A 25508-nucleotide genomic window follows, 5' to 3' on the forward strand; every position below is an offset into this window, starting at 1 on the left:
TATGACAATTATCCTACATTTGGAAAAATAATCGGTTTAGCGTCTCGAATTTGAGAGGCTGTACTCCTTTTCTTTTTTAAAATGTCAGCTTGAGCCCGGCCACGAGGCCACGTCCGGGGAGGGGCACGCGGTCTTTGAGGACGGAGGTGTGCTCCCGGGCGTCTTCATTGGTGAGGTTCATGCCTTTCACATAGAGATCGAGAGTTCTCGGGCCCTGCACGATGCGGTAGGTGAGGGTTAGATTGACGAGAAAGTAGCTGTTGGTGCGGGTTTCGTTCGTCGCGAGCTGGCTCTGCGGTGCGGCGTAGATCCCTTCCAGCCGTGCGCCGAAGGGGCCGCGCTCCAGGCTCAGGGTGCTGGAAAGATGGAAGGGAGGGATGCGCGGCAGGGAGAGGCCCGTCCTGGTATCACGTGCGCGCACGACATCGGCACGGAACTGCAGATGCACGTTGTTCTGGGGCGTGGAGGTGTCTGTGGTGAGGGGATGGAGCAGATGGAAGGTGGTCTCCAGTTCGGAGCCGATGAACTCGGCGTTGGTGGCCTGATAGAGGAGTTCGTTGTAGCTCTCGCCATTGACCACGTGGACGATGCCGGTGGGGAACTGGCCGATGAAGTTGCTGTAGCGGTTGTAGTAACCGCTGACGCTGCCGGTGACCCAGCCGGTGCGTTTGCGCACATTCAAATCGAAGCCCAGCGACTTTTCCTGCTGGAGGCTGGAGTTGCCGATTTCAAAGGCGCCGGTGGCGGCGTGGGTGCCGTTTGCAAACAGCTCCTGATAGGTGGGGGCGCGCTCTGCGTGGTTGATGGTGAAGGCCACGGCGTACTCGTCATTCGGTGTGAAAACAACGCCCACGGAGCCGCTGAGATTGTCAAACCTGCGCGCCAGCCCCGGACCAAAGGCGGCGCTCGACAAGGACTCGACCGAAATGTGATCGTAGCGGCCGCCGAACTGGAAGCTCACCGGTCCGCGGGCGAGGTCTTCGTAGAGGAAGATGGCATCCGCCTGCGAGATCGTCGGCGGAAGGAAGGCCTCATCGCCCGAGGTGCTGAACTCGCTGCGGTTTGACTGATAGCCGACCACGCCTTCCGTGCCGGCGATCTTCTCGTGCTTGGCCTCCACGCGGGCGTCGTAGCCGTTGTTTTTGAACAGGGTGGACGGGGTGCCGCTGTCAAACTCCGTGTGCTGATAGCGGGAGGCGGCGAGTTTGTAGCTGATCTCCTTGATGAGCTTCAGGGGCTTGTAGAAGGCGCCGCGCACATCGAGACGCTGCTGATGCATGTCGATGACGACATTGGGCTCGGCTGGAGAACCGTAGTTGGTGTGGAACTCGGTCCAGGCGAAGCCGAAGAAGCCTTTGTCCCAGATGTAGCTGAGGCCGCTGGTGACGCCTTCGGAGCGCAGGTTGCTATTCGGCATGACTTTGCTGACTTCTTTGTCGCCTGGAGGCAGGGGGTTCCTGGTCTGCTCGGCAGTGGTGCGGGCGTTGCCGGGGATGCGGAAGTCTTCGGCGGCGCGGGTGAAGGCTTCGACGTGGAAGGCGAGGCCTTTGTAGCCGCCTTCGATCATGGCGCTGGTGAGGTAGCCATTGTCCACGGAGGTGTAGCGGTCATTGAGGGCGCCGCGGATTGTGCCGTCGAGTTTTTCTTCGACGATGCGGCCGTCGAGGGAATTGACGACACCGCCGATGGCGTTGGGGCCGTAGAGGAGGGTGGCGGGGCCGCGGACGACTTCGACGGACTTGAGGTTGGAGGTGTCGAAGCTGACGGCGTGATCAGGGCTGGTGGCGGAGGCGTCGATGGTGTTGAGGCCGTTTTGGAGGATGCGGACGCGGTCGCCATCAAGGCCGCGGAGGATGGGGCGGCTGGCAGCGGGACCGAAGTAGGAACTGCTGACGCCGGGCATGCGGGCGAGGGTCTGGCCGAGGCTGGGCTCGATGGCGAGGGTGAGGTTCTGGCCGCTGAGGACGGAGGGGGCTTGGTCGAGTTTTGGAGCCGCTGGCGCCGTAATAACCATCTCCTCCATAGGTATCTCGATTTCTGAGGGGGTAGAATTCAATACCCTCTGTTGTAGTTGTGTGTCGGATTCGGCAATCACGGGGGCCCAGGCGGTGAGGGAGATGAGCCAGAAGAGAGAGCGGGAGAAACTGCAAGTGAGTTGCATATTTACATTTTATATGCAAGTCAGTTGCAATTGCAAATCATTTGTATTTTCGATTTTTCATGTCCTAGTTGTTTTTTATGAAGCACCTCATCCGATCTCTCTGCTTTCTGGCCGCTGCTGCTGTTCCGACTTTTGGAGCCACCAAGGTGGCGACGCTGCATCCGATCCTGGCGGATCTGGCGCAGCAGGTGGGTGGGGCGAATGTGGAGGTGGTGGAGATCTTGAAGCCGGGGGCGGATATTCATCATTTTGAGCCGGCGCCGAAGGATCTGGCGGCGATGCGGGGCGCGAAGCTGCTGCTGGCTTCAGGCAAGGGGCTGGAGCCCTTCCTTGATAAGCTGCGGGACAGCCTGGGTGCGGATGTGAAGCTGGTGGAGGTGGGGGCGAAGATTCCGTCCATCCCGTTTGAGGAGCATCATCATGAGCATGGAGACAAGGAGCCTGCGGAGAAAGGGAAGGAGAAGGGTCATGATGATGATGAGCATGATCATCATCACCATGGGGCGGAGGATCCGCACTGGTGGCACAGCGCGGAGAACATGAAGCGGGCGGCGCGCATTGTGGCGGAGGAGCTGAGCGCGATCGATCCGGCGAATGCGAGCGCGTATGCGGCGGGGGCGAAGGCGGCGAGCAAGCGTTTTGGGGAACTCAAATCCTGGGCGCAGAAGGAGATTGCGAAGGTGGGGAAGAAGGATCGGCTGCTGGTGACGGCGCACGGGGCGTTTGGGTATTTCTGCAAGGAGTATGGGTTTGAGCCGATCTCGCTGCTGGGCATCGGGCGCAGTGATGATGCTTCTTCGAAGCATGTGGCGGAGACGATCGAGGAGATCCGCGAGCATGGGATCAAGGCGATCTTCCCGGAGGATCAGGCGAATCCGAAGGTGCTGGCGGAGATTGCGCGGAGCACGGGGGTGAAGATTGGGGAGCCGCTGGTGGCGGATGGGACGGCGAAGGTGGCGCATACGTTTGAGACGATGCTGGCGCACAATGTGAGGTCGATTGTGGCGGCGCTGGCTCCGGCTGCGCCTGCTGCGAAGTGAGTCGTGCGACGAGCTGTTTGAAGGGACCTAAATGCCGACACTCCCACCAATTGAACCGCAGAGAATGGACGTTCGCAGAGGACGGAAAAGACCGATGAAATGCTACTCTCTGCGTCCGTCCATCCTCTGCGGTTTAATGAACTCCTTGAACCGCCTTTTTAACTGTACCTGACGTCATGCGTGGTTTTCCGCCGATTCAGATTTTTTTGCTTGGCCTCATGTTTGTGGTGCTGGCGGTGCCGTTGAGTCATTTGACGGGGACGGTGAGTGTGGCGAAGGCGGATGCTCCTGCGAAGGTGGTGGAGGTGACGAATGTGAAGGGGCTGGTGCGGGTGCGGTATGCGCACAGGCCGGTGACGCTGAGTGTGAAGATTGGGGAGAAGGAGCTGGTTTCGGGGATTGAGGATTCGCCGATGGAGATGGATGCTTCCCTGCCCTCGCCCAAGGAGGGGGTGGATGTGTTTTTGAAGGCGACGTGGCCGGAAGGTACGCCGGACAGTGCGATCACGCTGGAGGTGGAGCCGGACGGGCTGGCGACGCGGAGTGAGACGCGGTGGTCGGCGGATGGGAAGATGGATGAGGTGATTACTTTAAAGTGGAACTGACATGAGCGCTGCGACATCCCATAACCACACGCATACGAAGGAGGAGCATGTCTGCTGGGGCGGTGGGTGTGCGCATACGGCGCATCATCGGCTGGAGGTGGTGGATCTGAGTGTGCAGTATCAGGAGGTGCGGGCGCTGGAGCACATCAACTTTGCGACGGAGTGTGGGCGGAGCATGGCGCTGATTGGTCCGAACGGGGCGGGCAAGAGCACGTTGCTGAAGTCGCTGGCGGGGCTGATTCCGAGCGGGAGAGGAAAGATTTTGTGGCGTGGCCGGGCGTTGACGCGGAGCAGCCATGAGATTGCGTATCTGCCGCAGCGTGGGGATGTGGACTGGAATTTTCCGATCACGGTGCGCGGGCTGGTGGAGATGGGTCGCTACCCGAACCTGGGGTGGTGGCGGCAGTATTCGAAGCATGATTCCGAGATTGTGGAGCGGGCGCTGGTGAGCATGGACCTGTGCGATCTGCAGGACCGGCAGATCAGCGCGCTCTCAGGCGGGCAGCAGCAGCGGGCGTTCATCGCGCGGGCGCTGGCGCAGGAGGCGCATGTGCTGCTGCTGGATGAGCCGTTCACGGGGCTGGACAAGCCGGCGCAGGAGAATCTGAGCCGCCTGTTTAAGGAGCTGACGGCGGAGGGGCGGCTCTTGATTGCGAGTCATCATGATCTGCAGACGGTAACGAACATCTTTGATGATGTGCTCTTGATCCGGAGGCATCAGGTGGTGTTTGGGCCGGTGGCGGAGGCGTTTACGCCGGAGCATGTGGCGGCGGCGTATGACAACTTGGAGCCAGCGGAGAGCCAAGGGCAGAAAAATTCTAACCACTAATCGAACACTAATGGCACACTAATCCGATCCTCCAGAATTCTGCACCGCAAGAGATTGGAACGACGCAGAGACCGGAATTTGATGGGAATGAAGACGTTGAACGGCAAAAGGCTCCAAATTGATAACCACAGAGGCACGATGAAACACAGAGATTTCCAATCAGGATTCAATTCAGACCTCTGTGTCCATCGTGCCTCTGTGGTTAAAAAAATAAGCGCGGCTCCATCCAGACCCTTTTAAGCTGCCTTTGATATAAATCAGCCTTTCCCCTTTCTTATGGCCACCTTCACTGACTTTCTTGCTGAGCCGATTGCCAAGCGGACGCTGATGGCGTGTTTGATGATTGGGTTTGCGAATGGGTTTGTGAGTGCGTTTGTGGTGCTGCGGAAGGATGCGCTCAAGATTGGGACGCTGTCGCATTCGCTGCTGCCGGGGATTGCGCTGGCGGTGCTGATCGCGGGGCTGACGCAGTGGAGCGCGCTGGGCGGGGCGATCTTTGCGGCGCTGATCGTGGGGCTGGGGTCGATCTTTCTTTCGCGGACGTCGCGGCTGGATCAGGACACGGCGATGGGGGTGCTGTATACGACGGCGTTTGCGGGCGGGGTGCTGATCTTGAAGAACCTGGACATGCGGCAGAAGCTGGATGAGTGGCTGTTTGGCAGCATCGTGGGCATGGCGGACTCGGACTTGTGGATCGCGTTTGGGATCAGCGCGATTGCGGTGATCACGCTGACGGCGCTGCAACGGCCGCTGCTCATCTATCTGTTTGAGCCGAACATTGCGGCGAGCCTGGGGGTGCCGGTGAGGCTCTTAAATTATGCGACGTTTGCGGTGACGATCCTGGTCTTAATCTCATCGCTGCAGGCGGTGGGCTGCATCCTGAGCGTGGGGCTGATGGTGGCCCCGGCGGCGACGGTGTATCTGCTGACGAACAACGCGCGGACGTTGTTCTGGGGCGGAGGGATCATCGGCGCGATTGGATCGGTGACGGCGTTCTTTCTGTCGTATCCGCTGGGGTGGAGCGTGAGCGCCACGATCATCGTGGTGCTGGGGGTGTTTTTCGTGGCGGCGTATGTGTGCAGTCCGAAGTATGGGTTGTTTAGCAGGAGGAGGGGGAGGGCGTGATGCACTATTGCTCAGTTGTTGATTTTTGGACTCCACCGTCTAATTCCTGAACTCCGCGCAGTTTGTCTAAAACTCGTTTGGCCTCCATCGCTACAGACGCATCGCCAATACCTCCCGCACCTAAAGTGAGCGATTGCTCATAATGGTAAGCGGCTCGTCGGCGCAATTCGATCCGTTTGACGGGAGTAGTCCCAGAGCCAAAATGAACGCCTGAGAGTAATGTGAGGAAGTTGCGAACGTAGCGATTCGGAAACAGCAAAGCATCAATATCAAACGTAATGTTCTCATATTCTGAGCTTAGATTAGACTTATTTAGCTGCTCATCCAAGAAACGACAGCAATGACCCAAGTAAAACTGAGTTCGCACCTGTCCAGTGACATCTTTTGCGGCTTCTTGGCAACGCAAGGCAAGCATGAACATCACGTAAGCCCGTTTGAACCACAAAACTTCCCCTGCCATTCCTTGTCTGAATGAAATCAAAGCAAGGTTCGCTATAGTTCTCGCCTCTTCTGTCTTCGCTCCGTGTTTGCTCCGAAGTCGGTGGGCAGCACAAAGCAGCCGGTGAGCACGATTGAAGTTGCCAAGTTCCAAGTGACATAGCCCCATACGATTTGCCAAAGCCGCCCACATCAGAGGAGGAGTAGGAAACGTGCGGCGCTCCGCCCGATTGGGACCTGTGAACAGCGCGAGGGCGTCGCCAGGCCTTCCTGACCTCAAATGAATAAGCGCAATATAATCCATGGCCTTGATTCGGCTGCGGCTTAAACCGAGACGAGAGTCCGTTTGGATGATTTCAAGGGCTTTCTCAAGGAGGGGCATTGCGTGCAGATATTGCTCAGCCCTGTAGCGTGCAGTACCGGACCGAATGAGTGCATTCACGTGTCCAACCGTATCCTTGAGCTTCTCGTTGAGGGTGGCGAGCTGCTCCAGCGTCACGCTAGCTTGTTCCCAGACATGCACAGTTTCCAATGTTGTCGCCAGTGTTTCCAACGTCTGACGCCGAGCAGTTACATCCTGCCTAACCTCAATACCGCTGAGTTCCCGGCGAAGTTCAGCGAGATGGTCACGAAGACTCTTGTTGGCGCGGAATCCAACCCCTGAATCGTCCTCGCCCGCGATTCGGCTTCTAACCAGTTGTTGAGCCGTCGGTTCATGATTTGGAAAAAAATCACTTGGGAGCAGTAACTTCTTTGTAGCATCCTGCTTTTTAACCCATTCGTTTGTCAGCGCCAGAAACAATAAGAATTTAGAATCTGCGAGCCACTTGGCAGGTTCCATTTCATCGAGTCGACGCGAAGTGAATCCATGGAAAGAGGACTTGGCCCATCCTGGCAATCTTTGGATGAACAGTTTGCAATCGCTCGGAATTAGTCCACGTAAAGCGAGTGACTTGTGCCAGAGGCTTCCAAGTTTTGCGGTTCCAGTCTGCGACTGGACATTACTGGACTTTTTCGGACCACGTTGGGAAGTTGCAGACTTGGACTTCATAGGACTACGCTGGACTGGTTTTCGACAAAAGTGGAGATTGAATTGCAAAGCAACTGCAAATCAAACCATGAAACCACCATCCATACTTGATCCAGGGCTTCAAGACCACTCTCGCGACCATGATACCGAACAATGCAAGTCAACATCCCGCCTGTTCCTTGATCCCGAGGATTATCCGGGCGGCATTGGATTCTGGGGGGCACTGCCTGCCGTTTATGATACCAGCGTATTTCCACCCGAGGATGGCGTGCATGTCCATGCACGAAGGACCGTGGGAGGCGAAAAGGAGATTGATCAGACATACGAAGAAGTCGAGATCCCCTTAGCTGAAGGACGTTCTTTCGTCATTAACGGGAGGCACGGAGTTGCATACAACGTCGCCACGATTCTTCGTCGCCACTTGACGGCTCTCATCTGTCCGCAATGTCAGCATGTCCATTGTGATGAGGATTTCTGGGCCGTGCACTATCATCAGACACACCAGTGCGAAAATTGCGGCGGAATGTGGGACAGTGGAACGCCCGCAATATCCAATCCCCTTATGCTGCTCAAACAGATGGTCGGTGATACACAACAGCACAGAAAAATCATCGATCCGGTTGAACGAGTATTCAGATCTACACAGTCCCGTTGGAGTGGCGGCATTCAAATGTGGGGATCGAATCCTGCGCTACTTTGGACATCCCCAAAATATGAGGAGGGAGGGATACACGTGCACGCATGCACTCGCCCGGGCAAAATTGGAGCCGATGAAACTTTTGGTACCGTGGAGGTAGATGGTCTGCGCCTTGATCCAGAACAGGTAAGGCACCTCATGGCACAACAAGCATTAAGCGATTTGAAGCACTCCATCACATCGTTGACGTGCCCAAGTTGTAATACGGCACATTTTGATCTATTCGACCTCGCCGTTATTCCTCACCAAGTACATGAATGTGACGCATGTGGAACAATTTTCAGCAGTGCCGCAGCGGTTGTTAGCAATCCAGTGATTACACAACTGGAACAACTGCGAAAAAATCTTGCCATTCAGAATGACAGCACCAACTCCTCATCATGCACTCAATGTCACCAGCAGTTGTCGCAGGCCTATTCCTAAAGCCGGCCAAAGGGCAGCCGATGCAGGCGGCTCCTAACGGACACCTGCAAGCCGTTAGAGGCCGAGGAATACTCGGGGATGCGAACGCATCCGGCATGAGTCCAAGACAGGTTCTAGTCACCTGCTTGGAGCAAAGCGCCGAATTCAACGCGGTTCCAGGTGATCTGAGAGAAAACATTACTCTCAAAAACCTTGATTTGGGTCTATTCGAGCCGGGAAACGTCCTGAAGATTGGACAGTGTCAAATTAGGCTCACCTTTCATTGTGAACCATGTAAGCGCATCAAACATATTGTGCCCAGCTATGACAAGGTCATTGGAAAACGTGGTGTGTTAGGTGTGATAATTCAGAGCGGAAGCATCAGCATCGATGATGCCGTTGTCGTCGAAGAAAAGGGGTTTGAACCTCTCTCACCGGTCAACGGCGAGCGCTTCAAAGCATTTTTACAGCAAGTGCCAGAAGGTAGAGTTGTGACGTATGCCGACGTTACAGTTGGAATGGGCGTGGCCGACAGTTTTATTCGCGCTATTCCAGGATACATTTCACGAGCCGATCAAGCCAGACTTCCAGTTCATCGGATCGTCGACGCAAGAGGCTGCTTGATATCGAGTGTAGCCAACCAGCACGCCAAACTACGCAGCGAAGGTGTTCCGATAAAAACCGGAGATGACTTTTTCGGCGAAGACCCGCAAATGGTTGATCTTGATCTGTCGCGTTGGACCGACGGTCAGCTATATCTTGAGTGAATCGGTTCCTTCGATTGTCACTACATTTCACCGTTCAACTTCCCTTTGGCAACCTCAACGACGTTGAGATGGCCGAGGTGCAAAATCGGACAAATCGAGCATGACAGGAGGTGGAGAGGGGAACAAAGTATTTTCGCTTTTTGGTTCGGGGTATATGTGAGCAGGAGATCCTTGCCAGACGCTGCTGGAGGGCTTGGGATGTGTTGGGGCGTGGTTTCAGAGGTGGCGCTCGCTGCGCGAGCTGACCCTGGCTACCTTCTTTGACCCCTCCGGGGTCCTGATCTAGCTGCTGCGCCATTGCGGGCAGGAGTGACCGCATCACTTGGGAACCCAGTTGCGGCGCAACTGGGCTACTTGGCGAGCCTCACTATCATTTGCGGCCCACGCCGTACGAGGGGGGGCGTTTGTCGTGGCGGACGGAGAGAATGCGAACGCGGTCTTGGAGGATGCGGTAGCAGATGGTGTAGGGGAAGCGTTTCAAATGAGCTGTCCGACGGCCATAGAGAGCGAGGGGGGAATGCCTGTGGATTGGCCGCGACCAAGCCCAAGGTGCGCTCGACTTCCTGGAAGAATTCATTGCCCAGCTTTTCTTTGCGCTCGTCATACCAGACGCAAGCCTCATCGACTTCGCGCGCTGGACGGCTTTGTGGTAGGAGAGCTTCACGCCTAACGCCGGGCTGAGAAGTGGGCGAGGAATTCCTGATGACTGATCTCTTGGGAGGGGTCCTGGTCCATTTCGGCCTCGCGTTGATTGAGCAGGGTTTCGAGTTCGTCTGGGGCGAGGTCATCGGTGGGACTGCCGACGGAGTCCCATAGGCCTGCGGCGACACGGCAGCGGTCGGCAGGGGGGAGCTGCAGGGCGGCATCCATGATGGCTTCGTAGGTGATGGACATGGGGATTGTAACCTGAAAGCAAATCACGACAAGGGTGCTTTGGGCATCCAGGTGCGGCGCAACTGGGCTGCTTGGGGGAAGCGCCTGGGGCTTGACGGGCTGGGTTGTCCAAGTATGGGCGGGGATGGCAAAGCGGAAAAAACTGAATCGAAATCCCGATCATGGCAGGGGGCTGCTGAAGCGGCTGGCGGAGAGACGGGCGAACTCTGCGGGTGGTGAGGACGGGGAGTCGGGGAACTATGTTTTGATGGATTTTGAGGTGACGTGGGATGTGATGCCTGATCCGGCGGTGGAGGCGCTGCCAGAGGCGGTACGGGAGCGGATGGAGAGCATGCACGACCTAGTGATGGGTGACCCGAAAAGCGCGGTGGAGGAGCTGAGAGAGCTGGCGGCGGCGCATCCGGAGGTGCCGTGCCTGACGAACTGGCTGATCAGTGCGCTGCGAGCTGGCAGCAAGGATGACAAGCAGGAGGCGCTGGAGATTTGCGAGGCGCTATTCCGCAGGATGCCGGATTATTTCTTTGCTCGTACGATGCTGGCGGAACTGTGGCTGGACAGGCTGGAGGTGGAGAAGGCTGCGGAGCTGATGTTTGGGCCAGGGCGTTTGCTGACGAAACTGTATCCGGAGCGGAGGGTGTTCCATGTTTCGGAGATCCGGCATTGGTTTTACCTGGGCGGACGAATCAATATTTTCCAGGGGGAGATGGAAGCGGCGAGGTCGCACCGTGATATTCTGGCGCAAGTGGAGCCTGAGTCGGTGGGGGTGAAGCATCTGGACCGGCTGCTGGAGGGGGAGAATGCGACGATGATGCGTGCGCTGGCGAAAATGAGGGGTTTGATGGGAGGATGAGTGGGGCGGCAAGGGGACTGAAGGGCGTGGTGCCTTCTCGAAAGGACTGAAGGGACTGAAAGGAGGTGGCTTTCGGGGGACACGGCTTGAGAGGGGAGGCGGGAGGCTTGCAGGTCTTGTGGGTGGGTGCTTTTCGAGTGTTGGGGAGATGAGGGGGCTGAGCGGCCTGCGAAAGCGGTAGCTTCAGTCGTGCCTCCTTTCGCGACCGCACTCCAAATGGGGTGCGGTTTGGCGTGGCTGAGCTGTGGATTTTTCGAGAGGTGTGGGCTTCGACGATTGCAGGCAGGAGTGCCCGCCTCACTTGGAGTGCGTCATTGTTAACGCGGAGTGCGTGGGAGCAGCGAAGCGCCGCACAGGGAATTGCCTTTGGCGCGCTTCGCGAGGTGCGGACCACTATGCTGGCGTCTTTGCGGTGTGCGCCATGTGGAAGTCAACGTCTTTGCATTGCGGCGGAGAGGCGGGAAGGAGAGGCGGGAAGGCGCTGCTGGTGGGCGCGGTGTGGAAAGGAGGCGCTGGCTTTGCTTTCCGGATTGGGGGGCTTTACCCAGGGTTACCTCGCTGAGGCTCGGTTCACCCTGGGCTACGATAGGCCGCCCCTTTGGGGCTCCAGAGCTATTTGGCCGGGAGGATCTGCACGGCGTCGAGGTGGACGTTGCCGCCGGAGTTGGTGGTGCGGAAGATGACGGCGGATTCTTCGCCGGCGGTGAATTGCCGGAGGGAGTTTAAAGTTTCAGGTTTAAAGTTTAAAGTTCCCAATCGCGGATCATTTGGCGGGGAGGATCTGGACGGCGTCTAGATGCACGTTGCCGGAGGCGTTAGTGGTGCGGAAGATGACGGCGGATTCTTCGCCGGCGGTGAATTTGTAGGTGCCGAGGGAGTAGGCGCCCTGAGGGTCTTTGGGGGCTTTGGTTTGATCGACGGTGACGGTTTTTTCGCCGTCGGCGGTGAGGATGGTGACGGGGGCGGTTTTGGCGCGGTTTTCGTGGGGCTGGAAGTAGATGCGGACTTCGTAGTTGCCGGTCTGTTTCACGCTGAAGGGGAAGCGGGCGCTGGCGTTTGCTTCGTGGCCGTAGCTGTAGTGTTTGCCGACATAAGGCTTGAGGCCTTCGCCGTGGGTCCATTTGCCGGTGAGTTCGGCTTCGGTGTCGTCGATGACGATGCCTTCGAGCTTTTTGGGGTCGATGCTGTCGGCGGAGGTGCCGGGAGGGGGGAGGTCGGGGAGCTTTTTGGCGTTGGCGGGGAGGTAGAGGGCGCCTTCGAGGGTGTCGCGGCGCATGGCGCCGGGCTGGTTCATGAGGTCTTTGAGGATGTCGAGGTACTGCTCGTAAACGCCGCGTGGGGTGGTGTGGTGGCGGACGCAGATCCAGGCGGCTTTGCCGACGACCTCTCCCATCATGCCGCAGGTGCGCATGACGCGGGTGGAGCCGAGGGCGTGGCGCTCGACGGAGATGGTGCGGCCGGCCATGAAGAGATTGCCGATGTCTTTGCTGTAGAAGCAGCGGTAGGGGACGGGGTACCCGTTTTTGCGGTCGGTGTGCTTGCCGAATTCGGCGCGGCTGATGAAGGGATTGTCGGGGAAGTTTTTGGCGTATTGCTCTTTGGGATAGTGCAGGTCCTGGTCCCAGGTGGTGGGGACGCAGCCATCGGGGTGGATGATGCCTTTGACCATGTCTTCGCCGTTGAGGATCATGTCGCCGACGATGCGGCGGGATTCGCGGGGGCCGCCGATGTAGGCGAGCCAGGTGAGGTCGAAGTCGGCGTATTTGTCGGCCTTGAGGGTTTTGAGGGCGGTGACGGCACCATAGACGGCGCGGAAGTTGTGGTCGCGGATGAGTTCGAGGTCGTTGATGGGGTGCTTGTCGAAGCCGCTTTCCCAGAACCATTCGCCGTGGACGTAGTCTTCGGGATCGGGGACGGGGGTGTAGCCGAGGTCGTAGCCTTTCATGTTTTCGGCGTTCTTTTTGCCGACGGGGGCCATGGGCTTGGGCTCGGGGAAGTCTTCGAGCTTGAGCGGAAGGGCCCAGGGGGTGGCGGGCCAGGTGACGGGATGCTTGAGGTTTTGCATGACCCACATGTTGCTCATGCCCATGCGGCCTTTTTCTTCCATCATGAACTCGGCTCCGGCGAGGGCGCCGACGCTGCCGTGGCCGGTGCAATCGACGAAGAGCTTGCCGAGGAAGCGGGTTTCTTTGCCGGTTTTGGTGTCGAGGCCGATGACGGAGCGGATGTTCTTTTTGTCGGCGGTCATTTCGACGCCGTAAACGTGGGTGTTGAGGTGGAGCGCTATCGTTTTCTCGGCGTTGACGGTGTCTTCTTTGAGCTTGTCGTTGAATTCCTGAGGATTGGCGGCGGGGCTGTTGCTGGCGCGGTCGGCGAACTCTTCGACGATTTCGCCAAGGTGGGGGTAGAGGCCGCGGCGGGTGCCGCCCATGGCCCAGACCTGGATTTCGCTGGAGCCGTTGCCACCGAGGACGGGGCGGTTTTGAATGAAGGCGACTTTGAGGCCCTGGCGTGCGCCGGAGATGGCGGCGCCCATGCCGGAGTAACCGCCGCCGATGACGACGAGATCGTACTCGGGGGATTCGGGGGCTTTTTCGGGGAGGCCGAGGAGCTGGCGGCGGAGCTTGTTGGTGGTGGCGAGGTCGTTGGAGGGGGTGAAGGCGGGGTCTTTGCTGAGGATGAGGGCATCGATGCGGCCATCGAAGCCGGTGAGGTCGTGGAGGGCGAGGGTGGTTTTTCCTTTGCCGGTGATTTTGACGGGGGCGGATTTTTCCCACTGCCAGTCTTTGCCGGTGGTGCCGAATTCGTGGTCGAGCTTCTGGCCGTTGACGCTGATCTGGAAGCGGCCGGGGGTGCCGGTGGCGTCCCAGGGGCCGACCCAGTTTTTGGTGCGGGCCCAGAGGGTGTAGGTGCCGGCGGGGAGGGCGATGGTGGTGGTGGCGTCTTTGACGGGCTTGCCCATGCCGTGGGCCATGAGGTAGGGGGAGCCCATGACATCGATGAACTGGGTGTCGAGGACCCAGCCGCCGGGGGAGGAGAAGGATTCGGCCTCGAGCCAGAGGGGCTGCGCGTGGGCCGCAGCGGCGGTGAGGGTGAGGAGGGTGGCGAGGAGGGCGGATTTCATGGGTGGGGAAGGTTTTAAACGACGGCGAGGGGGGAAAGCAATCGTGGAGTGTTTGTTACGGTAACAGGAATGGAATGACGAAACCAGAATGAGGAATGGGGGGCGGAGGGAGGGGCGATTTATGATTTATGATTTTTGATTTATGATTTGGGGAGGGGGTATTTGGAGGCGGTGTGCGGGTGGGAGATCGCTGGGCTCATCTCGCGGAGCGAGATGGCTACAGTACAAAAAACGCGGTGCCTTTGTGGAGGGCACCGCGTTGCAGGGGAATCGGAGTGGGGGTCTAGAGACCCCCGTTCCTTGGGGCTATTCGGATTTGAGGGAGGCCATGTCGATGGAGAAGCGGTATTTGACGTCGCTTTTGAGGAGGCGGTCGTAGGCTTCGTTGATTTTTTGGATGGGGATGACTTCGACGTCGGAGGTGATGTTGTGGGTGCCGCAGAAGTCGAGCATTTCCTGGGTTTCGGCGATGCCGCCGATGAGGGAGCCGGCGAGCTTTTTGCGGCCGAAGAGAAGGCCGAAGGCGGAGACGGGGAGCGGTTTGTCGGGAGCGCCGACGAGGGTGAGGGTGCCGTCGATTTTGAGGAGGTTGAGGTAGGCGTTGATGTCGTGATCGGCGGAGACGGTGTCGAGGATGAAGTCGAAGCTGAAGGCGTGGCGCTGCATTTCGTTGGCGTCGGTGGAGATGATGACTTCATCGGCACCGAGGGCGAGGGCGGCGTCTTTCTTTTTGGGGGAGGTGGAGAGGACGACGGTGTGGGCGCCGAAGGCGTGGGCGAATTTCACGCCCATGTGGCCGAGACCGCCGAGGCCGACGACGCCGACTTTTTTGCCTTTGATGTCTCCCCAGCGACGGATGGGGGAGTAGGTGGTGATGCCGGCGCAGAGAAGCGGGGCGACGCCGGGGAGGCTGAGGTTTGCCGGGACGGTGAGGGCGAAGTGCTCATCGACGACGATGGAGGAGGAGTAGCCGCCGTAGGTGACGGGGGCGGTGCCGTGGGTGTCGGGGGAATTGTAGGTGAAGGTGGCGTGGGGGCAGAACTGCTCGAGATTGGCGGCGCACTGGGGGCAGGACTGGTCGGAGCCGACGAGGCAGCCGACGCCGACGATGTCGCCGACTTTGTGCTTTTTCACGGCGGAGCCGACCTGGGTGATGCGGCCGACGATTTCGTGGCCTGGGACGCAGGGGTAGACAGTGGGCATGGCGCTCCACTCGTTGCGGGCCTGGTGGAGATCGGAGTGGCAGACGCCGCAGTAGAGGATGTCGAGCTCGACGTCGCGATCGGTGGGGTCGCGGCGGGGGATGCTGAGGTGGGAGAGGGCGGAGGTGGGGCTGGAGGCGGCGTAGGCTTTGGCGGTGGGCATGGGGGAGTGGGGTGAGAGAGTGGGGGGATACGTGTGGCGGGGGATTTATGATTTACGATTTATGATTTATGATTTGTCCAGAGGCGGGTGAGGTTGTGTAGAATTGGGGGATGGCACGGGCTTCTTTGAATGATATTGCGGTGAGGCTTGGGGTTTCCAAGATGACGGTGTCGCGGGCTTTGCGTGGGGGGAAGCATGTGGAGAGCTCTTTGAGGGAGAGGATTGTCGAGACGGCGGAGGAGATGGGGTATCGGCCGGACCCGGAGATTGCGAAGCTGATGAGGCACATGAGGCGGACGCGGGAGGTGGCGGAGCCGCGGACGCTGGGGTTTGTGTGGGCGGAGCGGGGGACGGAGGAGATCGGGCGGTCGTCGTGGTCACAGCAACTGGTGCTGGGGGCGCGGCGGCAGGCGGAGAGGCTGGGGTTTCAACTGGAGGAGTTTCACCTGGCGGCGCGGGGGATGACGGGGAGACGGCTTTCGGAGATTCTGGAGGCGCGGGGGATTCCGGGGTTCATCCTCTCGCCGCTGGTGTCGCGGAGCCGGGGGCATGTGAGCATGGCGTGGGAGAAGTTTTGCAGCGTGGTGATCGGGCTGGGGTATGCGCGGCCGCAACTGCACCGGGTGCATCATCACCACTACCTGGGAATGATGACGGCGCTGCGGATGCTGAAGAAGCAGGGGTGCAAGCGGGTGGGATTTTACTGCGGGAGCACGATCAATGAACGGATGTTTCGGGCGTGGTCGGCGAGCTTTCTGGCGCACCATCCGCTGGCGCGGCCGGGGGAGCTGCTGGCACTGCGGAAGACGCCGGGCCGGAGTGATTTCCTGGAGTGGGTGCGTGCGGTGAAGCCGGAGGTGGTGATCGACGGCGGGCACGTGGTGAAGGAGTGGCTGGAGAGCCTGCCTGCGGGGCGGCGGCCGCGGCATGTGACGCTGGGGTGGAGGGCGGACGTGGCGGAGGTGGGGGGAATCGACCAGCAGGCGGATGAGCTGGGAGCGGCGGCGGTGGACCTGCTGGTGACGCAGTACCAGCAGAATGAGCGGGGGGTGCCGGTTTCGCCGAGGATTGTGATGACGGAAGGGCGGTGGCGGGCGGCGAAACTGGAGGAGGGGTGAAGAGGTGCTATGATGCTTGTTTTCAGCGCCTTATGCGAGATACAGAGGTTTTGTGCGGCCGCCGCTCCGGCCAATCCGTAATCTCAAAACTGATCGTGCCAGCGTGGATTTGCAGGATGCCGTGGCGGCTTTCCTTTCTTGGCTGCGCCGGCAGTGGTGTCGGGGGCGGTTTAAAAACCCCCTGAAGAGGTTATATGAATGGAGGGTGGTTTGTGGCTCGTTATGGCCAAGAATGGAACCCCTGAATATCGCGTCTCGAACATCGCTCTTGTGTGTCGGCCTGGTGGCCAGCATCGTTTTAAGCGGCTGCCACAAAAAGGAGGTGGTGCAGGAGGAAGAGAAGCCCCAACTGGTGCTGACCAAGCCGCTGAAGAAGGACACCCTGGTGGCGCGTGAGTACGTGTGCCAGATCCGCTCCTGCCGAAACATCGAGATGCGCGCGCTGGAGAAAGGGTATCTGGAGAAGAGCTTTGTGAGCGAAGGGCAGGTGGTGAAGGAAGGGGACCCGATGTTCAAGATCCTGCCGCTGGTGTACCAGGCGGAGCTGAAGAGCGCGGAGGCGGAAGCGCAGGTGTCCAAGGTGGAATACGAAAACACCAAGCGCCTGACGGACAACAAGGTGGTGTCTGACAAGGAGCTGGCGATTTCCAAGGCGAAATGGGAGCAGAAGGTGGCTGAGGTGAACCTGGCGCAGGCGCATCTGGGGTTTACCAACATCAACGCCCCCTTCCCCGGGCTGATGGACCGCCTGTATCTTCGAAACGGGAGCCTGGTGAACGAAGGAGACCTGCTGACGACGCTGTCTGACAACAGCGAGATGTGGGTGTACTTCAACGTGCCTGAGGCGGAGTACCTGGACTACATGGCCACGGAGCAGACGGAGGAGCGCAAGAAGGTGGAGCTGCTGATGGCGAACGGGAAGATTTTCAACCAGAAGGGAAGGATCAACGTGATCGAGGCGGAGTTTAACAACCAGACGGGGACGATCCCCTTCCGCGCGGACTTTCAGAATCCGGACCGGCTGCTGAGGCACGGGGAGACGGGGAACATCCGGATGACGAAGATGGTGAAGAACGCGCTGCTGGTGCCGAAGAAGAGCACGTTTGAGATTTTGGACCACTACTATGTGTATGTGGTGGGGAAGGACAACATCATCAAGCAGGAGCGAATCCACGTGGTGGAGCCGGTGGATGACCTTTACATTGTGAGTTCAGGTGTGACGACGGAAGACAAGATCATCCTTGAAGGAATGAGGCAGGCCCGTGACGGAGACAACGCGGGAGACGCCAAGCTAGTCGAACCGGAAGCAGCCTTCAAAGACCTGAAGCTCAAGGCAGAATAAAAAAAACGGACCATGTTTACCAAGATCCTGCACAGGCCCGCGCTGGCCATCGTGATTTCCCTCATCATCCTGTTTCTGGGTGCCCTCTCAATCTTCACACTGCCCATCTCACAGTTCCCGAACGTGGCGCCCGTGCTTGTGACGGTGACGCTGGACTACCCGGGAGCGAGCGCGAAAGTGCTGGAGGAGTCGTGTCTCATCCCGCTGGAGCAGTCCATCAACGGGGTGCAGAACATGAAGTACATGGTGTCCAGCGCGGCGAGCTCCGGGGAGGCGGTGATCCAGATCTTCTTCCACATGGGATCGGACCCCAACCAGGCGACGGTGAACGTGCTCAACCGTGTGAACGCGGTGTCGTTCCGACTGCCGCCGCTGGTGGTGCGAGAGGGCATCATCGTGTGGAATCTTGCCCCGAACATGCTGATGTACGTGAACTTGTACAGCAAGGACAAGAACGCGGACATGAAGTTCCTGTTCAACTACGCGTACATCACGCTGTTTCCGGAGCTGTTCCGCACACGCGGGGTGGGCTACGTGAAGATCCTGGGAACGCGCCAGTATGCGATGCGCGTGTGGCTGAAGCCGGACCGCATGCGGGCGTACAATGTGTCGTCCGAGCTGGTGATGAAGGCGCTGCGAGAGCAGAGCATGATCGGGTCGCCGGGACGAATAGGACGAGCGGACAGCAAAACGTCACAGTCGCTGGAGTATGTGCTGGTGTATGCGGGACGATTTAACACCGCGCAGCAGTATGAGAATGTGATCCTGCGCTCGACGGAGAGCGGGGAGCTGCTGAAGCTGAAGGACGTGGCGGAAGTGGAGCTGGGCAGCGAATTCTACGATCTTTACTCCGACCTGGACGGCGACCCCTCGGCGGCCATCATGATCAAGCAGAGCTATGGGAGCAATGCGGCGGAAGTGATCAAAGAGCTGAAGGCCAAGCTGGATGAGGCGAAGGAGAAATCCTTCCCGCCGGGGATGGACTACAAGATCAGCTATGACGTGTCGAGCTTCCTGGACGCCTCGATTCATCAGGTGCTGCACACGCTGGTGGAAGCCTTCGTGCTGGTGGCGCTGGTGGTGTTTGTGTTCCTGGGAGACTGGAGATCCACGCTGATCCCGACGCTGGCGGTGCCGGTGTCCCTGGTGGGGGCGTTCTTCCTGATGCAGATGCTGGATGTGAACATCAATCTGATCACGCTGTTCGCCCTCGTGCTCGCCATCGGGATCGTGGTGGACGACCCCATCGTGGTGGTGGAGGCCGTGCATGCGAAGATGCATGGGACCAACATCTCACCGTACCGGGCGACGCAGATGGTGCTGCATGAAATTGCGGGCGCGGTTATTGCGATCACGCTGGTGATGACGGCGGTGTTTGTGCCGGTGACGTTCATGTCCGGGCCGGTGGGGGTTTTCTACCGGCAGTTCTCCATCACGATGGCGGTGTCGATCGTTCTTTCCGGGGTGATGGCGCTGACGCTGACGCCGGTGTTGTGCGCGATGATCTTGAAGAAGATGGACCACCACCACAAGGCGAGAGGGCCGATTGCGTGGCTGCTGGGGATCTTCAACTACTGGTTCGACAAGGTGACGGACGTGTATGTGGGGCTGCTGAAGCGGATCGTGCACCACCGCTGGCTGACGTTCGCGGCGCTGGGCGGAGCCGGGGCGGCGATTTTCTTCATCAGCGAAGCGCTGCCGGCGGGATTCATTCCCACGGAAGACCAGGGGATGATTTACGCCATCTTGCAGACGCCGCCGGGAACGACGCTGGAGCGTACGTATGCGAAGTCGCGTGAGCTGATGAAGGTGGCCAAGGAGATCGACGGCATCAACTCGGTGTCCACGCTGGCGGGTTATGAAGTGCTGACGGAAGGCCGAGGATCGAACTCCGGCACCTGTCTGATCAACCTGAAGAACTGGGAGGACCGCCACCACACCGCGCCGCAGATCATTGCCGAGCTCAAGGAGAGGTGCAAAGAGATCTCCGGGGTGCGAATTGAGTTCTTCGAACCTCCGGCGGTGCCCGGCTATGGTGCAGCGGGGGGCTTCTCGCTGAGCCTGCTGGACAAGACCAACTCGGGCGACTATGACCGCCTGCAGGATGTGAACAATGAGTTCATGGAGAAGCTGGCGAAGCGGAAGGAGATCCGCGGCCTGTTCACGTTCTTCAGCGCGAACTATCCGCAGCTTGAGGTGGTGATCGACAACAAGATCGCGATGCAGAAGGGCGTCTCAATCGGCACGGCGATGGACAATCTGGACATCATGGTGGGAAGCACCTACGAGCAGGGGTTCATCTTGTTCAACCGCTTCTGGAAGCTGTACATCCAGGCGCATCCGGACTACCGCAAGCTGCCGAAGGACCTGCAGGATCTTTATGTGGCCAATGACAAGGGCGAAATGGTGCCCTACTCCGCCTTCATGACGCTGAAGCCGCGCCTGGGCCTGAATGAAATCACCCGCTACAACGCCTATCCGGCTCCGAGCATCCAGGGTGCGCCAGCCGATGGGTTCAGCAGCGGCGAGGCCATTCACGCCATTCAGGAAGTGGCCAAAACGCTGCCCCGCGGCTATGACATCGCCTGGGCGGGCCTGTCCTTTGACGAAGCCGCCCGTGGCAATGAGGCCATGGTCATTTTCGTGGTGGTGCTCCTCTTCGTCTATCTGGTGCTGGTGGGGCAGTATGAAAGCTTCACGCTGCCGCTGGCGGTGATTCTTTCCCTGCCAATCGGCGTCATGGGGTCCTTTGCGCTGCTGAAGGGCATGGGGCTGAGCAATGACATTTATGCGCAGGTGGGGCTGATCATGCTTGTGGGTCTGCTGGGCAAGAACGCCATTCTGATCGTGGAATTTGCCCAGCAGCGGCATGGGGAGGGCCTGTCCATCCTGGAGGCGGCGGTCGAAGGCGCGAAGGTGCGCTTCCGCCCGATCTTGATGACGTCCTTCGCTTTCATCGCGGGGATGATTCCTCTGCTCCGAGCCCATGGCGCGGGTGCGATCGCGAACAAGACGATCGGTGCTTCGGCTGCGGGCGGGATGTTCCTAGGAACGGTGGTGGGACTGCTGGTTGTCCCTGGACTTTACTACATTTTCGGTACGATTTCTGCTCGCGGCAAACTTCTTCCTGATGAAGATGACATGCCGCTGAGCGAACTCGGCGAATTCGGCCATGGCCATGGCCACGGCCATCATCAAGAACATGAAACAAAACCTGAAGACCCTGCTTCGAGCATTTAATTTTGTCTGTCTGATCGTCATGGTGCAGGGGTGCTCTTCAGTGCTCCGCCGTGGTTCGCTGCCATCGAGCGATCCGCCCCTGCCGCCGAACTTCCCTGACGCCTCCGGGCCGAAGAACTCCGCCGTGATCGGATGGCAGGAGTATTTCAAGGATCCGAACCTGAAGTCGCTCATCAGCACGGCGCTGCAGAACAACCAGGAGCTGAACATTCTGATCCAGGAGATCGAGTACGCGAAACAGGACGTGCGGCTGACGCGAGGGAGGATCTTCCCGTTTATCACGGCGGGAGCCACCACGGGCATCGACAAGGTGGGCCGTCATACGGCCGCCGGGGCCGCGGAGGACAACACGGCCAACGAGATCGCGGCGGGAAGAGCGATTCCGACGAACACGCCGAACTTCGGCTTTGGAGGCGACTTTGACTGGGAAGTGGACATCTGGAGGAAGCTGCGCAACGAGCGTGATGCCGCGATCCTGCGCTACCTGGGCACCCAGGAAGGGCGGAACTTCATGATCACGAACATCGTGTCGGAGATCGCCCGGACGTACTACGAACTGGTGGGGCTGGACAACCAGCTGGTGATCCTGAAGCGGACGATCGAGATTCAGCAGAACGCGCTGGAAGCCGTGAAACTGCAGAAGGCGAACGCGCGTGTGACGGAGCTGGCGGTGCGCCGATTTGAAGCCGAAGTGCTGAAGAACCAGAGCCGCCTATTCAAGATTCAGCAGCAGATCACGGTGACGGAAAACCGGCTCAACTACCTGGCCGGTCGCTATCCCCAGCCGGTGAAGCGGAGGTCCGAGGGCTTTGACAAGCTGATGCTGAGCCCGATCAACACGGGGCTGCCGGTGCAGCTTCTGCGCAACCGCCCGGACGTGCGCCGAGCGGAACTGGAACTGGCCGCGACGGGCCTGGACGTGAAGGCAGCCGCCGCGCGCTTCTACCCAGCCCTCAGCATTCAGGCGGCGCTGGGCCTGCAGTCCTTCAGCCTGGGCTCCGCCTTTAATGCGCCCGCCTCGGTGATGTACGGCGCCGCGGCAAACCTGATGGCGCCGCTGATCAACCGCAGCGCGATCAAGGCGGCCTTCCTGGGTGCGAGCGCCAACCAGATCAAGGCGATCTATGCCTACCAGCAGACGGTGCTGAAGGCGTACATCGAGACGGTGAACCAACTGGCGCAGATCAAGAACTACGGCAAGAGCTACGACCTGAAGAGCCAGCAGGTGGCTGCATTGAACGATTCGATCACGATTGCGGGGCAGCTCTTCTTCAACGCGCGCGCGGACTATACGGAAGTGCTCTTCACGCAGCGTGATGCGCTGGAGTCGAAGATGGACCTGGTCGAGCTGAAGCAGGAGCAGCTCAGTGCGTTTGTGAAGGCGTACAAGGCGCTGGGCGGCGGCTACAACCGCGCGGCCGGCGGCTCGGGCAACACGACGCAGATGGCAGTGCCGAAGGTGGTGGGAGAGCTGAGAGGTGGCAACTAAAACGCCCCAGGCCTCCAACGTACCGCGCGGTGCCTGCAAGCTCTGAAATTTGCAGGTGCCAGGGGCTTTTGGAGAGGCGGTCAGAGCTGACCGTCCCTGAAGGTGATGGAGCGCCATCAGGAGAGAGCAGTCGGACGATGGCACCTGTGGAAGCCAGCGGCGGGGCAGGTTGCAGACGCTGCTGGAACCCGGCGTGGCATGCAGGAGTGCTGGGTTTGCTAGCCCGGCTTTGGATACTATACCCAGGGCTTGCTCGTGCCTCGCGGCGCCCTGGGCTAAGTCCTCAGCCCCTTCAGGGCTGGTGAGATGCGGGCCGTTTTTGGGCTAAATTACGCAACCCCTTGGGGCTGGTGCAAAGAGGGGGTACCTGGGAAAAAAAGAACCGAGTTGTTTTCAATGGATATGCATTGTCACTGCCGCTCATCCCTAAAGGTGATGGAGCGTTTCGTCGTTTTGCTGAAAGCGTATTGATTGGCCACCTCTTCAATGACGTTGTGGTTGGCCTTGCTCCAATGGCGGAAGTAATAGTCCACGTGATGGCCGACTTCGTGGTAGAACAGGTGCTCGATGTAGAAGTTTTTCAGCCCTGCCATGGTCCAAGATGAGAACCATCCATCGACCCGATGATGCAGCGTAGCACCATAAAGCTCGAGGGTTCTCTGCTGCTTTAGTGCCGGCATCCTGCTGCCGTGCCACCACTCCATGGAGACGGGCCAAGGGTACAAAACGATGAGGCGCACACCGGAGCCACAGCAAAACTGTGCCAGTGGAAGCTCTCCCTCTTCATACTCGGTCTTTTTGAAGCGGCGGAACCAGATGTGGGTGATGCCTTTCCAGTCTCTGCGCGGCAGGTGCGAGAGTTCACGCCGGATTTCCTGCTCGCTCACAGGGAAGAAGAAGTCTCTGGATGGATTGTCGCAGATGAAAATGGGCAGTTCGGCTCCGGGTGCCGGACGCTGCAATGAGTGGGCGCGCGCGAAAATGTTGTCGGTGATTTTCGGCTGTGTTCTGCCACCTTTCACATCGCCGAGTTTGCGGTTCTTTTTCCAGGCGGTTTCTTTGCGCGACTGCATCGGATTGAGGCATGAACTTTGCGCATGGCTGCGCGCTTTTCACCTTGTTTGAGTCCGGTGACCGTCTTTATACATGGCAACCACCATGAAACCACGCCTTCTCCTTCTTCTTGCCGCATTTGCCCTGGCCGCCTCGATTTCCGCTTTGGCGGGTGAGTTTGTGCCGCTGTTTGACGGGAAGACGCTGACGGGGTGGAAGAACCCGTATGACTGGGGGCAGATCGACATCGTGAACGGTGAGATCCACCTCACGGGGGAGAAGAAGTTCTTTGTGGTGACGGAGAAGACGTACGGGGACTTCATTTTTGAAGGGGACATTCTGCTGCCGCCGGGACAGGCGAACAGCGGCTTCATGTTTCGGGCGCATGTGGAGAAGAACAAGGTCTTCGGGTACCAGGCGGAGGTGGATGGAGACGCGAAGCGGAAGTGGAGCGGGGGCCTGTATGATGAGGGGCGGCGGATGTGGTTCATCAGCCCGATCAAGGGGAACAAGGAGAGCGAGGACGCCTTCCGCGCGCGTGCGGGGGATGCCTTCAAGCGGGATGACTGGAACACGTACCGGATCGAGTGCCGCGGGAAGCATCTGAAGATTTTCGTGAACGGGGTGCTGACGACGGATGTGGAGGATGACAAGGATGCGAGCGGGGTGATCGCGATTCAGCACCACGGGGAGAAGGGGCAGACGTACAAGTTTCGGAACTTGAGGATTCAGGAGCTGAAGTAGCGAGGGCGGGCAGGAGGTGGTGACGTGGGAGCGTGCTCTCGAAGGCGCGCCACTTCGTGATGCCTGTGCCTGAACCGGAGAGTGGCCGGCAAAGCGGTGGATGGTGAAGCTGCCGGCCAGGCGATGAGTTTGCAGAGTCGGAAGAGCTGCGGTCTCGGGGCGAAGGTGGCACGGGACCGGAGGCTCTCAGCGGAGGAGATGCACGAGCTGGATGGCTGCCATCAATGAGAGCACGGCGACGAGAAACCAGTAGGCCGCCGGAAAGTCATCGCGCCAGACGCGACCCATGAAGCCGCCCGTTTTGAGCACGTGAACGAGCAGGCCCAGGTGCATGGCCAGCAGACTTATGAGAGCGACGTCCGCTTGAGCCCGGGGGTGGAAGCGGTCAGACCACGGCAGCGCCTGATGATGACGATACAAGGCCAGACCCAAGGTGCCGAGGCCTGCGGCGCCGATGATGATGGACCAGGCGTGGCTGGCCCGGCTCTGAGGCGGCGGGTCCGGAGCGAACACCGTGGGGGCAAACCAGGCGCGGTCTCCCCAATAGGAGGTGAAGGCGCCGGCCAACAACGACACGCCGCACACGATGTGGAGGAACTGTCCTTCATCCGCGAGGCGGTTACGACGCAGGCTGTTCCACACGATACAGCCGAGGAAGAAACCGAGGGTGAGACCCAGCAGCAGATGAAGGGACCAGGAAAACCAGCTGGCGCCTCTCTTTGCGGAAGAGGCCTCCGCGAGGGGAGGATCGGGAATGCTCGAGCTCATGGCGGCCACGGATCAAACGACGTGCGGGAGCCAATCGTTCAAGCTGGAGTCGAGGGCGATGACGGTGAGGCGGGGCAGGCAGGGCTCTCGATTGCTTCACTCGATGCGGGGCCAGGGGGGACGTTCGCCCGGAGCCGATGAAACATCGGCGCTCCCAGTATGGGCAGGGTGCGCGGCGTGACGAGGGGGGGCGGGTGACGCGGGGCGGTGGTGTTTGCGGGGTGCTGCGGGCTCGGAGGCCCGCGCTCCTGGGGGGCGGGTGACGCGGGGCAGGTGGTGTTTGCGGGGTGCTGCGGGCTCGGAGGCTGACCTTTACCCACAAAGTTGAAGATAAAAATTGTACCCCCGCTGTGAGGGGTATCTTCGGGCGGGTGTCCACATCCTCCACTCGCACGCTGCCCGGTCTCTCCAATGCCGTCCAAACCAA

General features: G+C 59.4%; 20 protein-coding genes. 12 read left to right on the forward strand and 8 right to left on the reverse strand.

Annotated features, from left to right (window positions below):
- Nucleotides 1–76: 76 nt before the first annotated feature.
- A complete protein-coding gene (locus tag ACILSQ_RS07610; RefSeq protein ID WP_395742995.1) occupies nucleotides 77–2161 on the reverse strand; it encodes a TonB-dependent receptor in 2085 nt (694 codons plus the stop codon).
- A 77-nt stretch (nucleotides 2162–2238) separates the two neighbouring features.
- Between ACILSQ_RS07610 and ACILSQ_RS07615 the strand changes: the two genes are divergently transcribed.
- From ACILSQ_RS07615 to ACILSQ_RS07630, 4 genes are all read left to right on the forward strand, one after another.
- The gene (locus tag ACILSQ_RS07615) at nucleotides 2239–3201 is read left to right on the forward strand and encodes a metal ABC transporter substrate-binding protein (protein ID WP_395742996.1); all 963 of its coding nucleotides are present in this window, start codon (nucleotides 2239–2241) and stop codon (nucleotides 3199–3201) included.
- Between the two features lie 176 nt (nucleotides 3202–3377).
- A complete protein-coding gene (locus tag ACILSQ_RS07620; RefSeq protein ID WP_395742997.1) occupies nucleotides 3378–3806 on the forward strand; it encodes a hypothetical protein in 429 nt (142 codons plus the stop codon).
- A gap of 1 nt (nucleotide 3807) precedes the next feature.
- On the forward strand, nucleotides 3808–4635 hold the full coding sequence (locus ACILSQ_RS07625; RefSeq protein WP_395742998.1) for a metal ABC transporter ATP-binding protein: 828 nt from the start codon (nucleotides 3808–3810) through the stop codon (nucleotides 4633–4635).
- A gap of 276 nt (nucleotides 4636–4911) precedes the next feature.
- Nucleotides 4912–5760 carry a metal ABC transporter permease gene (locus ACILSQ_RS07630; protein WP_395742999.1) on the forward strand — a complete coding sequence of 283 codons (849 nt, stop codon included), beginning with the start codon at nucleotides 4912–4914 and terminating at the stop codon, nucleotides 5758–5760.
- 4 nt (nucleotides 5761–5764) lie between these two features.
- Here the strand turns inward: ACILSQ_RS07630 and ACILSQ_RS07635 are convergent, their stop codons facing one another.
- The gene (locus ACILSQ_RS07635; RefSeq protein ID WP_395743000.1) at nucleotides 5765–7039 is read right to left on the reverse strand and encodes a hypothetical protein; all 1275 of its coding nucleotides are present in this window, start codon (nucleotides 7037–7039) and stop codon (nucleotides 5765–5767) included.
- A gap of 277 nt (nucleotides 7040–7316) precedes the next feature.
- Between ACILSQ_RS07635 and ACILSQ_RS07640 the strand changes: the two genes are divergently transcribed.
- A complete protein-coding gene (locus tag ACILSQ_RS07640) occupies nucleotides 7317–8348 on the forward strand; it encodes a hypothetical protein (protein ID WP_395743001.1) in 1032 nt (343 codons plus the stop codon).
- Between the two features lie 125 nt (nucleotides 8349–8473).
- Entirely contained in the window at nucleotides 8474–9094 is a 621-nt protein-coding gene (locus ACILSQ_RS07645; RefSeq protein ID WP_395743002.1) for an MGMT family protein, read from the forward strand.
- A gap of 666 nt (nucleotides 9095–9760) precedes the next feature.
- Here the strand turns inward: ACILSQ_RS07645 and ACILSQ_RS07650 are convergent.
- Nucleotides 9761–9988, reverse strand: coding sequence for an addiction module protein (locus ACILSQ_RS07650; RefSeq protein ID WP_395743003.1), 228 nt, complete (start codon nucleotides 9986–9988; stop codon nucleotides 9761–9763).
- A 124-nt stretch (nucleotides 9989–10112) separates the two neighbouring features.
- Between ACILSQ_RS07650 and ACILSQ_RS07655 the strand changes: the two genes are divergently transcribed.
- On the forward strand, nucleotides 10113–10838 hold the full coding sequence (locus ACILSQ_RS07655; protein ID WP_395743004.1) for a tetratricopeptide repeat protein: 726 nt from the start codon (nucleotides 10113–10115) through the stop codon (nucleotides 10836–10838).
- A gap of 612 nt (nucleotides 10839–11450) precedes the next feature.
- Here the strand turns inward: ACILSQ_RS07655 and ACILSQ_RS07660 are convergent.
- From ACILSQ_RS07660 to ACILSQ_RS07670, 3 genes are all read right to left on the reverse strand, one after another.
- Nucleotides 11451–11594 (reverse strand): hypothetical protein, encoded by a 144-nt coding sequence (locus ACILSQ_RS07660; RefSeq protein WP_395743005.1) that lies wholly within the window; start codon nucleotides 11592–11594, stop codon nucleotides 11451–11453.
- Nucleotides 11595–11601: 7 nt separating this feature from the next.
- Nucleotides 11602–13962, reverse strand: a complete 2361-nt coding sequence (locus ACILSQ_RS07665; protein ID WP_395743006.1) for an FAD-dependent oxidoreductase — start codon at nucleotides 13960–13962, stop codon at nucleotides 11602–11604.
- Nucleotides 13963–14268: 306 nt separating this feature from the next.
- Nucleotides 14269–15327, reverse strand: coding sequence for an NAD(P)-dependent alcohol dehydrogenase (locus tag ACILSQ_RS07670; protein ID WP_395743007.1), 1059 nt, complete (start codon nucleotides 15325–15327; stop codon nucleotides 14269–14271).
- A gap of 110 nt (nucleotides 15328–15437) precedes the next feature.
- On the opposite strand from ACILSQ_RS07670, the gene ACILSQ_RS07675 reads away from it, so the two are divergent.
- The 4 genes from ACILSQ_RS07675 (at nucleotide 15438) to ACILSQ_RS07690 (ending at nucleotide 22516) form a co-directional block, all read left to right on the forward strand.
- On the forward strand, nucleotides 15438–16445 hold the full coding sequence (locus tag ACILSQ_RS07675; RefSeq protein ID WP_395743008.1) for a LacI family DNA-binding transcriptional regulator: 1008 nt from the start codon (nucleotides 15438–15440) through the stop codon (nucleotides 16443–16445).
- Nucleotides 16446–16677: 232 nt separating this feature from the next.
- On the forward strand, nucleotides 16678–17787 hold the full coding sequence (locus tag ACILSQ_RS07680; protein WP_395743009.1) for an efflux RND transporter periplasmic adaptor subunit: 1110 nt from the start codon (nucleotides 16678–16680) through the stop codon (nucleotides 17785–17787).
- Nucleotides 17788–17799: 12 nt separating this feature from the next.
- Nucleotides 17800–21027, forward strand: coding sequence for an efflux RND transporter permease subunit (locus tag ACILSQ_RS07685; RefSeq protein WP_395743010.1), 3228 nt, complete (start codon nucleotides 17800–17802; stop codon nucleotides 21025–21027).
- Complete coding sequence (locus ACILSQ_RS07690; RefSeq protein WP_395743011.1) at nucleotides 20990–22516, forward strand: TolC family protein; 1527 nt, start codon at nucleotides 20990–20992, stop codon at nucleotides 22514–22516. The genes ACILSQ_RS07685 and ACILSQ_RS07690 overlap by 38 nt, the downstream gene beginning before the upstream one ends.
- 410 nt (nucleotides 22517–22926) lie before the next feature.
- Here the strand turns inward: ACILSQ_RS07690 and ACILSQ_RS07695 are convergent, their stop codons facing one another.
- Nucleotides 22927–23589: a hypothetical protein gene (locus tag ACILSQ_RS07695; protein WP_395743012.1), complete on the reverse strand. Its 663-nt coding sequence runs from the start codon at nucleotides 23587–23589 to the stop codon at nucleotides 22927–22929.
- 85 nt (nucleotides 23590–23674) lie between these two features.
- Here ACILSQ_RS07695 and ACILSQ_RS07700 point away from each other — a divergent pair, with 85 nt between their 5' ends.
- Nucleotides 23675–24313, forward strand: coding sequence for a DUF1080 domain-containing protein (locus ACILSQ_RS07700; protein ID WP_395743013.1), 639 nt, complete (start codon nucleotides 23675–23677; stop codon nucleotides 24311–24313).
- A gap of 186 nt (nucleotides 24314–24499) precedes the next feature.
- Here the strand turns inward: ACILSQ_RS07700 and ACILSQ_RS07705 are convergent, their stop codons facing one another.
- A complete protein-coding gene (locus ACILSQ_RS07705) occupies nucleotides 24500–25081 on the reverse strand; it encodes a hypothetical protein (protein WP_395743014.1) in 582 nt (193 codons plus the stop codon).
- Nucleotides 25082–25508: the final 427 nt, after the last annotated feature.

Source organism: Prosthecobacter sp., assembly GCF_044227185.1.
Lineage (GTDB): Bacteria > Verrucomicrobiota > Verrucomicrobiia > Verrucomicrobiales > Verrucomicrobiaceae > Prosthecobacter.

Excerpts from the sequence above, each read along its gene's own strand:
- ACILSQ_RS07610 (WP_395742995.1), bottom strand. The coding sequence starts at position 2,161 with ATGCAACTCACTTGCAGTTTCTCCCGCTCTCTCTTCTGGCTCATCTCC.
- ACILSQ_RS07615 (WP_395742996.1), top strand. The coding sequence starts at position 2,239 with ATGAAGCACCTCATCCGATCTCTCTGCTTTCTGGCCGCTGCTGCTGTT.
- ACILSQ_RS07620 (WP_395742997.1), top strand. The coding sequence starts at position 3,378 with ATGCGTGGTTTTCCGCCGATTCAGATTTTTTTGCTTGGCCTCATGTTT.
- ACILSQ_RS07625 (WP_395742998.1), top strand. The coding sequence starts at position 3,808 with ATGAGCGCTGCGACATCCCATAACCACACGCATACGAAGGAGGAGCAT.
- ACILSQ_RS07630 (WP_395742999.1), top strand. The coding sequence starts at position 4,912 with ATGGCCACCTTCACTGACTTTCTTGCTGAGCCGATTGCCAAGCGGACG.
- ACILSQ_RS07635 (WP_395743000.1), bottom strand. The coding sequence starts at position 7,039 with ATGGAACCTGCCAAGTGGCTCGCAGATTCTAAATTCTTATTGTTTCTG.
- ACILSQ_RS07640 (WP_395743001.1), top strand. The coding sequence starts at position 7,317 with ATGAAACCACCATCCATACTTGATCCAGGGCTTCAAGACCACTCTCGC.
- ACILSQ_RS07650 (WP_395743003.1), bottom strand. The coding sequence starts at position 9,988 with ATGTCCATCACCTACGAAGCCATCATGGATGCCGCCCTGCAGCTCCCC.
- ACILSQ_RS07655 (WP_395743004.1), top strand. The coding sequence starts at position 10,113 with ATGGCAAAGCGGAAAAAACTGAATCGAAATCCCGATCATGGCAGGGGG.
- ACILSQ_RS07665 (WP_395743006.1), bottom strand. The coding sequence starts at position 13,962 with ATGAAATCCGCCCTCCTCGCCACCCTCCTCACCCTCACCGCCGCTGCG.
- ACILSQ_RS07670 (WP_395743007.1), bottom strand. The coding sequence starts at position 15,327 with ATGCCCACCGCCAAAGCCTACGCCGCCTCCAGCCCCACCTCCGCCCTC.
- ACILSQ_RS07675 (WP_395743008.1), top strand. The coding sequence starts at position 15,438 with ATGGCACGGGCTTCTTTGAATGATATTGCGGTGAGGCTTGGGGTTTCC.
- ACILSQ_RS07680 (WP_395743009.1), top strand. The coding sequence starts at position 16,678 with ATGGAACCCCTGAATATCGCGTCTCGAACATCGCTCTTGTGTGTCGGC.
- ACILSQ_RS07685 (WP_395743010.1), top strand. The coding sequence starts at position 17,800 with ATGTTTACCAAGATCCTGCACAGGCCCGCGCTGGCCATCGTGATTTCC.
- ACILSQ_RS07690 (WP_395743011.1), top strand. The coding sequence starts at position 20,990 with ATGAAACAAAACCTGAAGACCCTGCTTCGAGCATTTAATTTTGTCTGT.
- ACILSQ_RS07695 (WP_395743012.1), bottom strand. The coding sequence starts at position 23,589 with ATGCAGTCGCGCAAAGAAACCGCCTGGAAAAAGAACCGCAAACTCGGC.
- ACILSQ_RS07700 (WP_395743013.1), top strand. The coding sequence starts at position 23,675 with ATGAAACCACGCCTTCTCCTTCTTCTTGCCGCATTTGCCCTGGCCGCC.
- ACILSQ_RS07705 (WP_395743014.1), bottom strand. The coding sequence starts at position 25,081 with ATGAGCTCGAGCATTCCCGATCCTCCCCTCGCGGAGGCCTCTTCCGCA.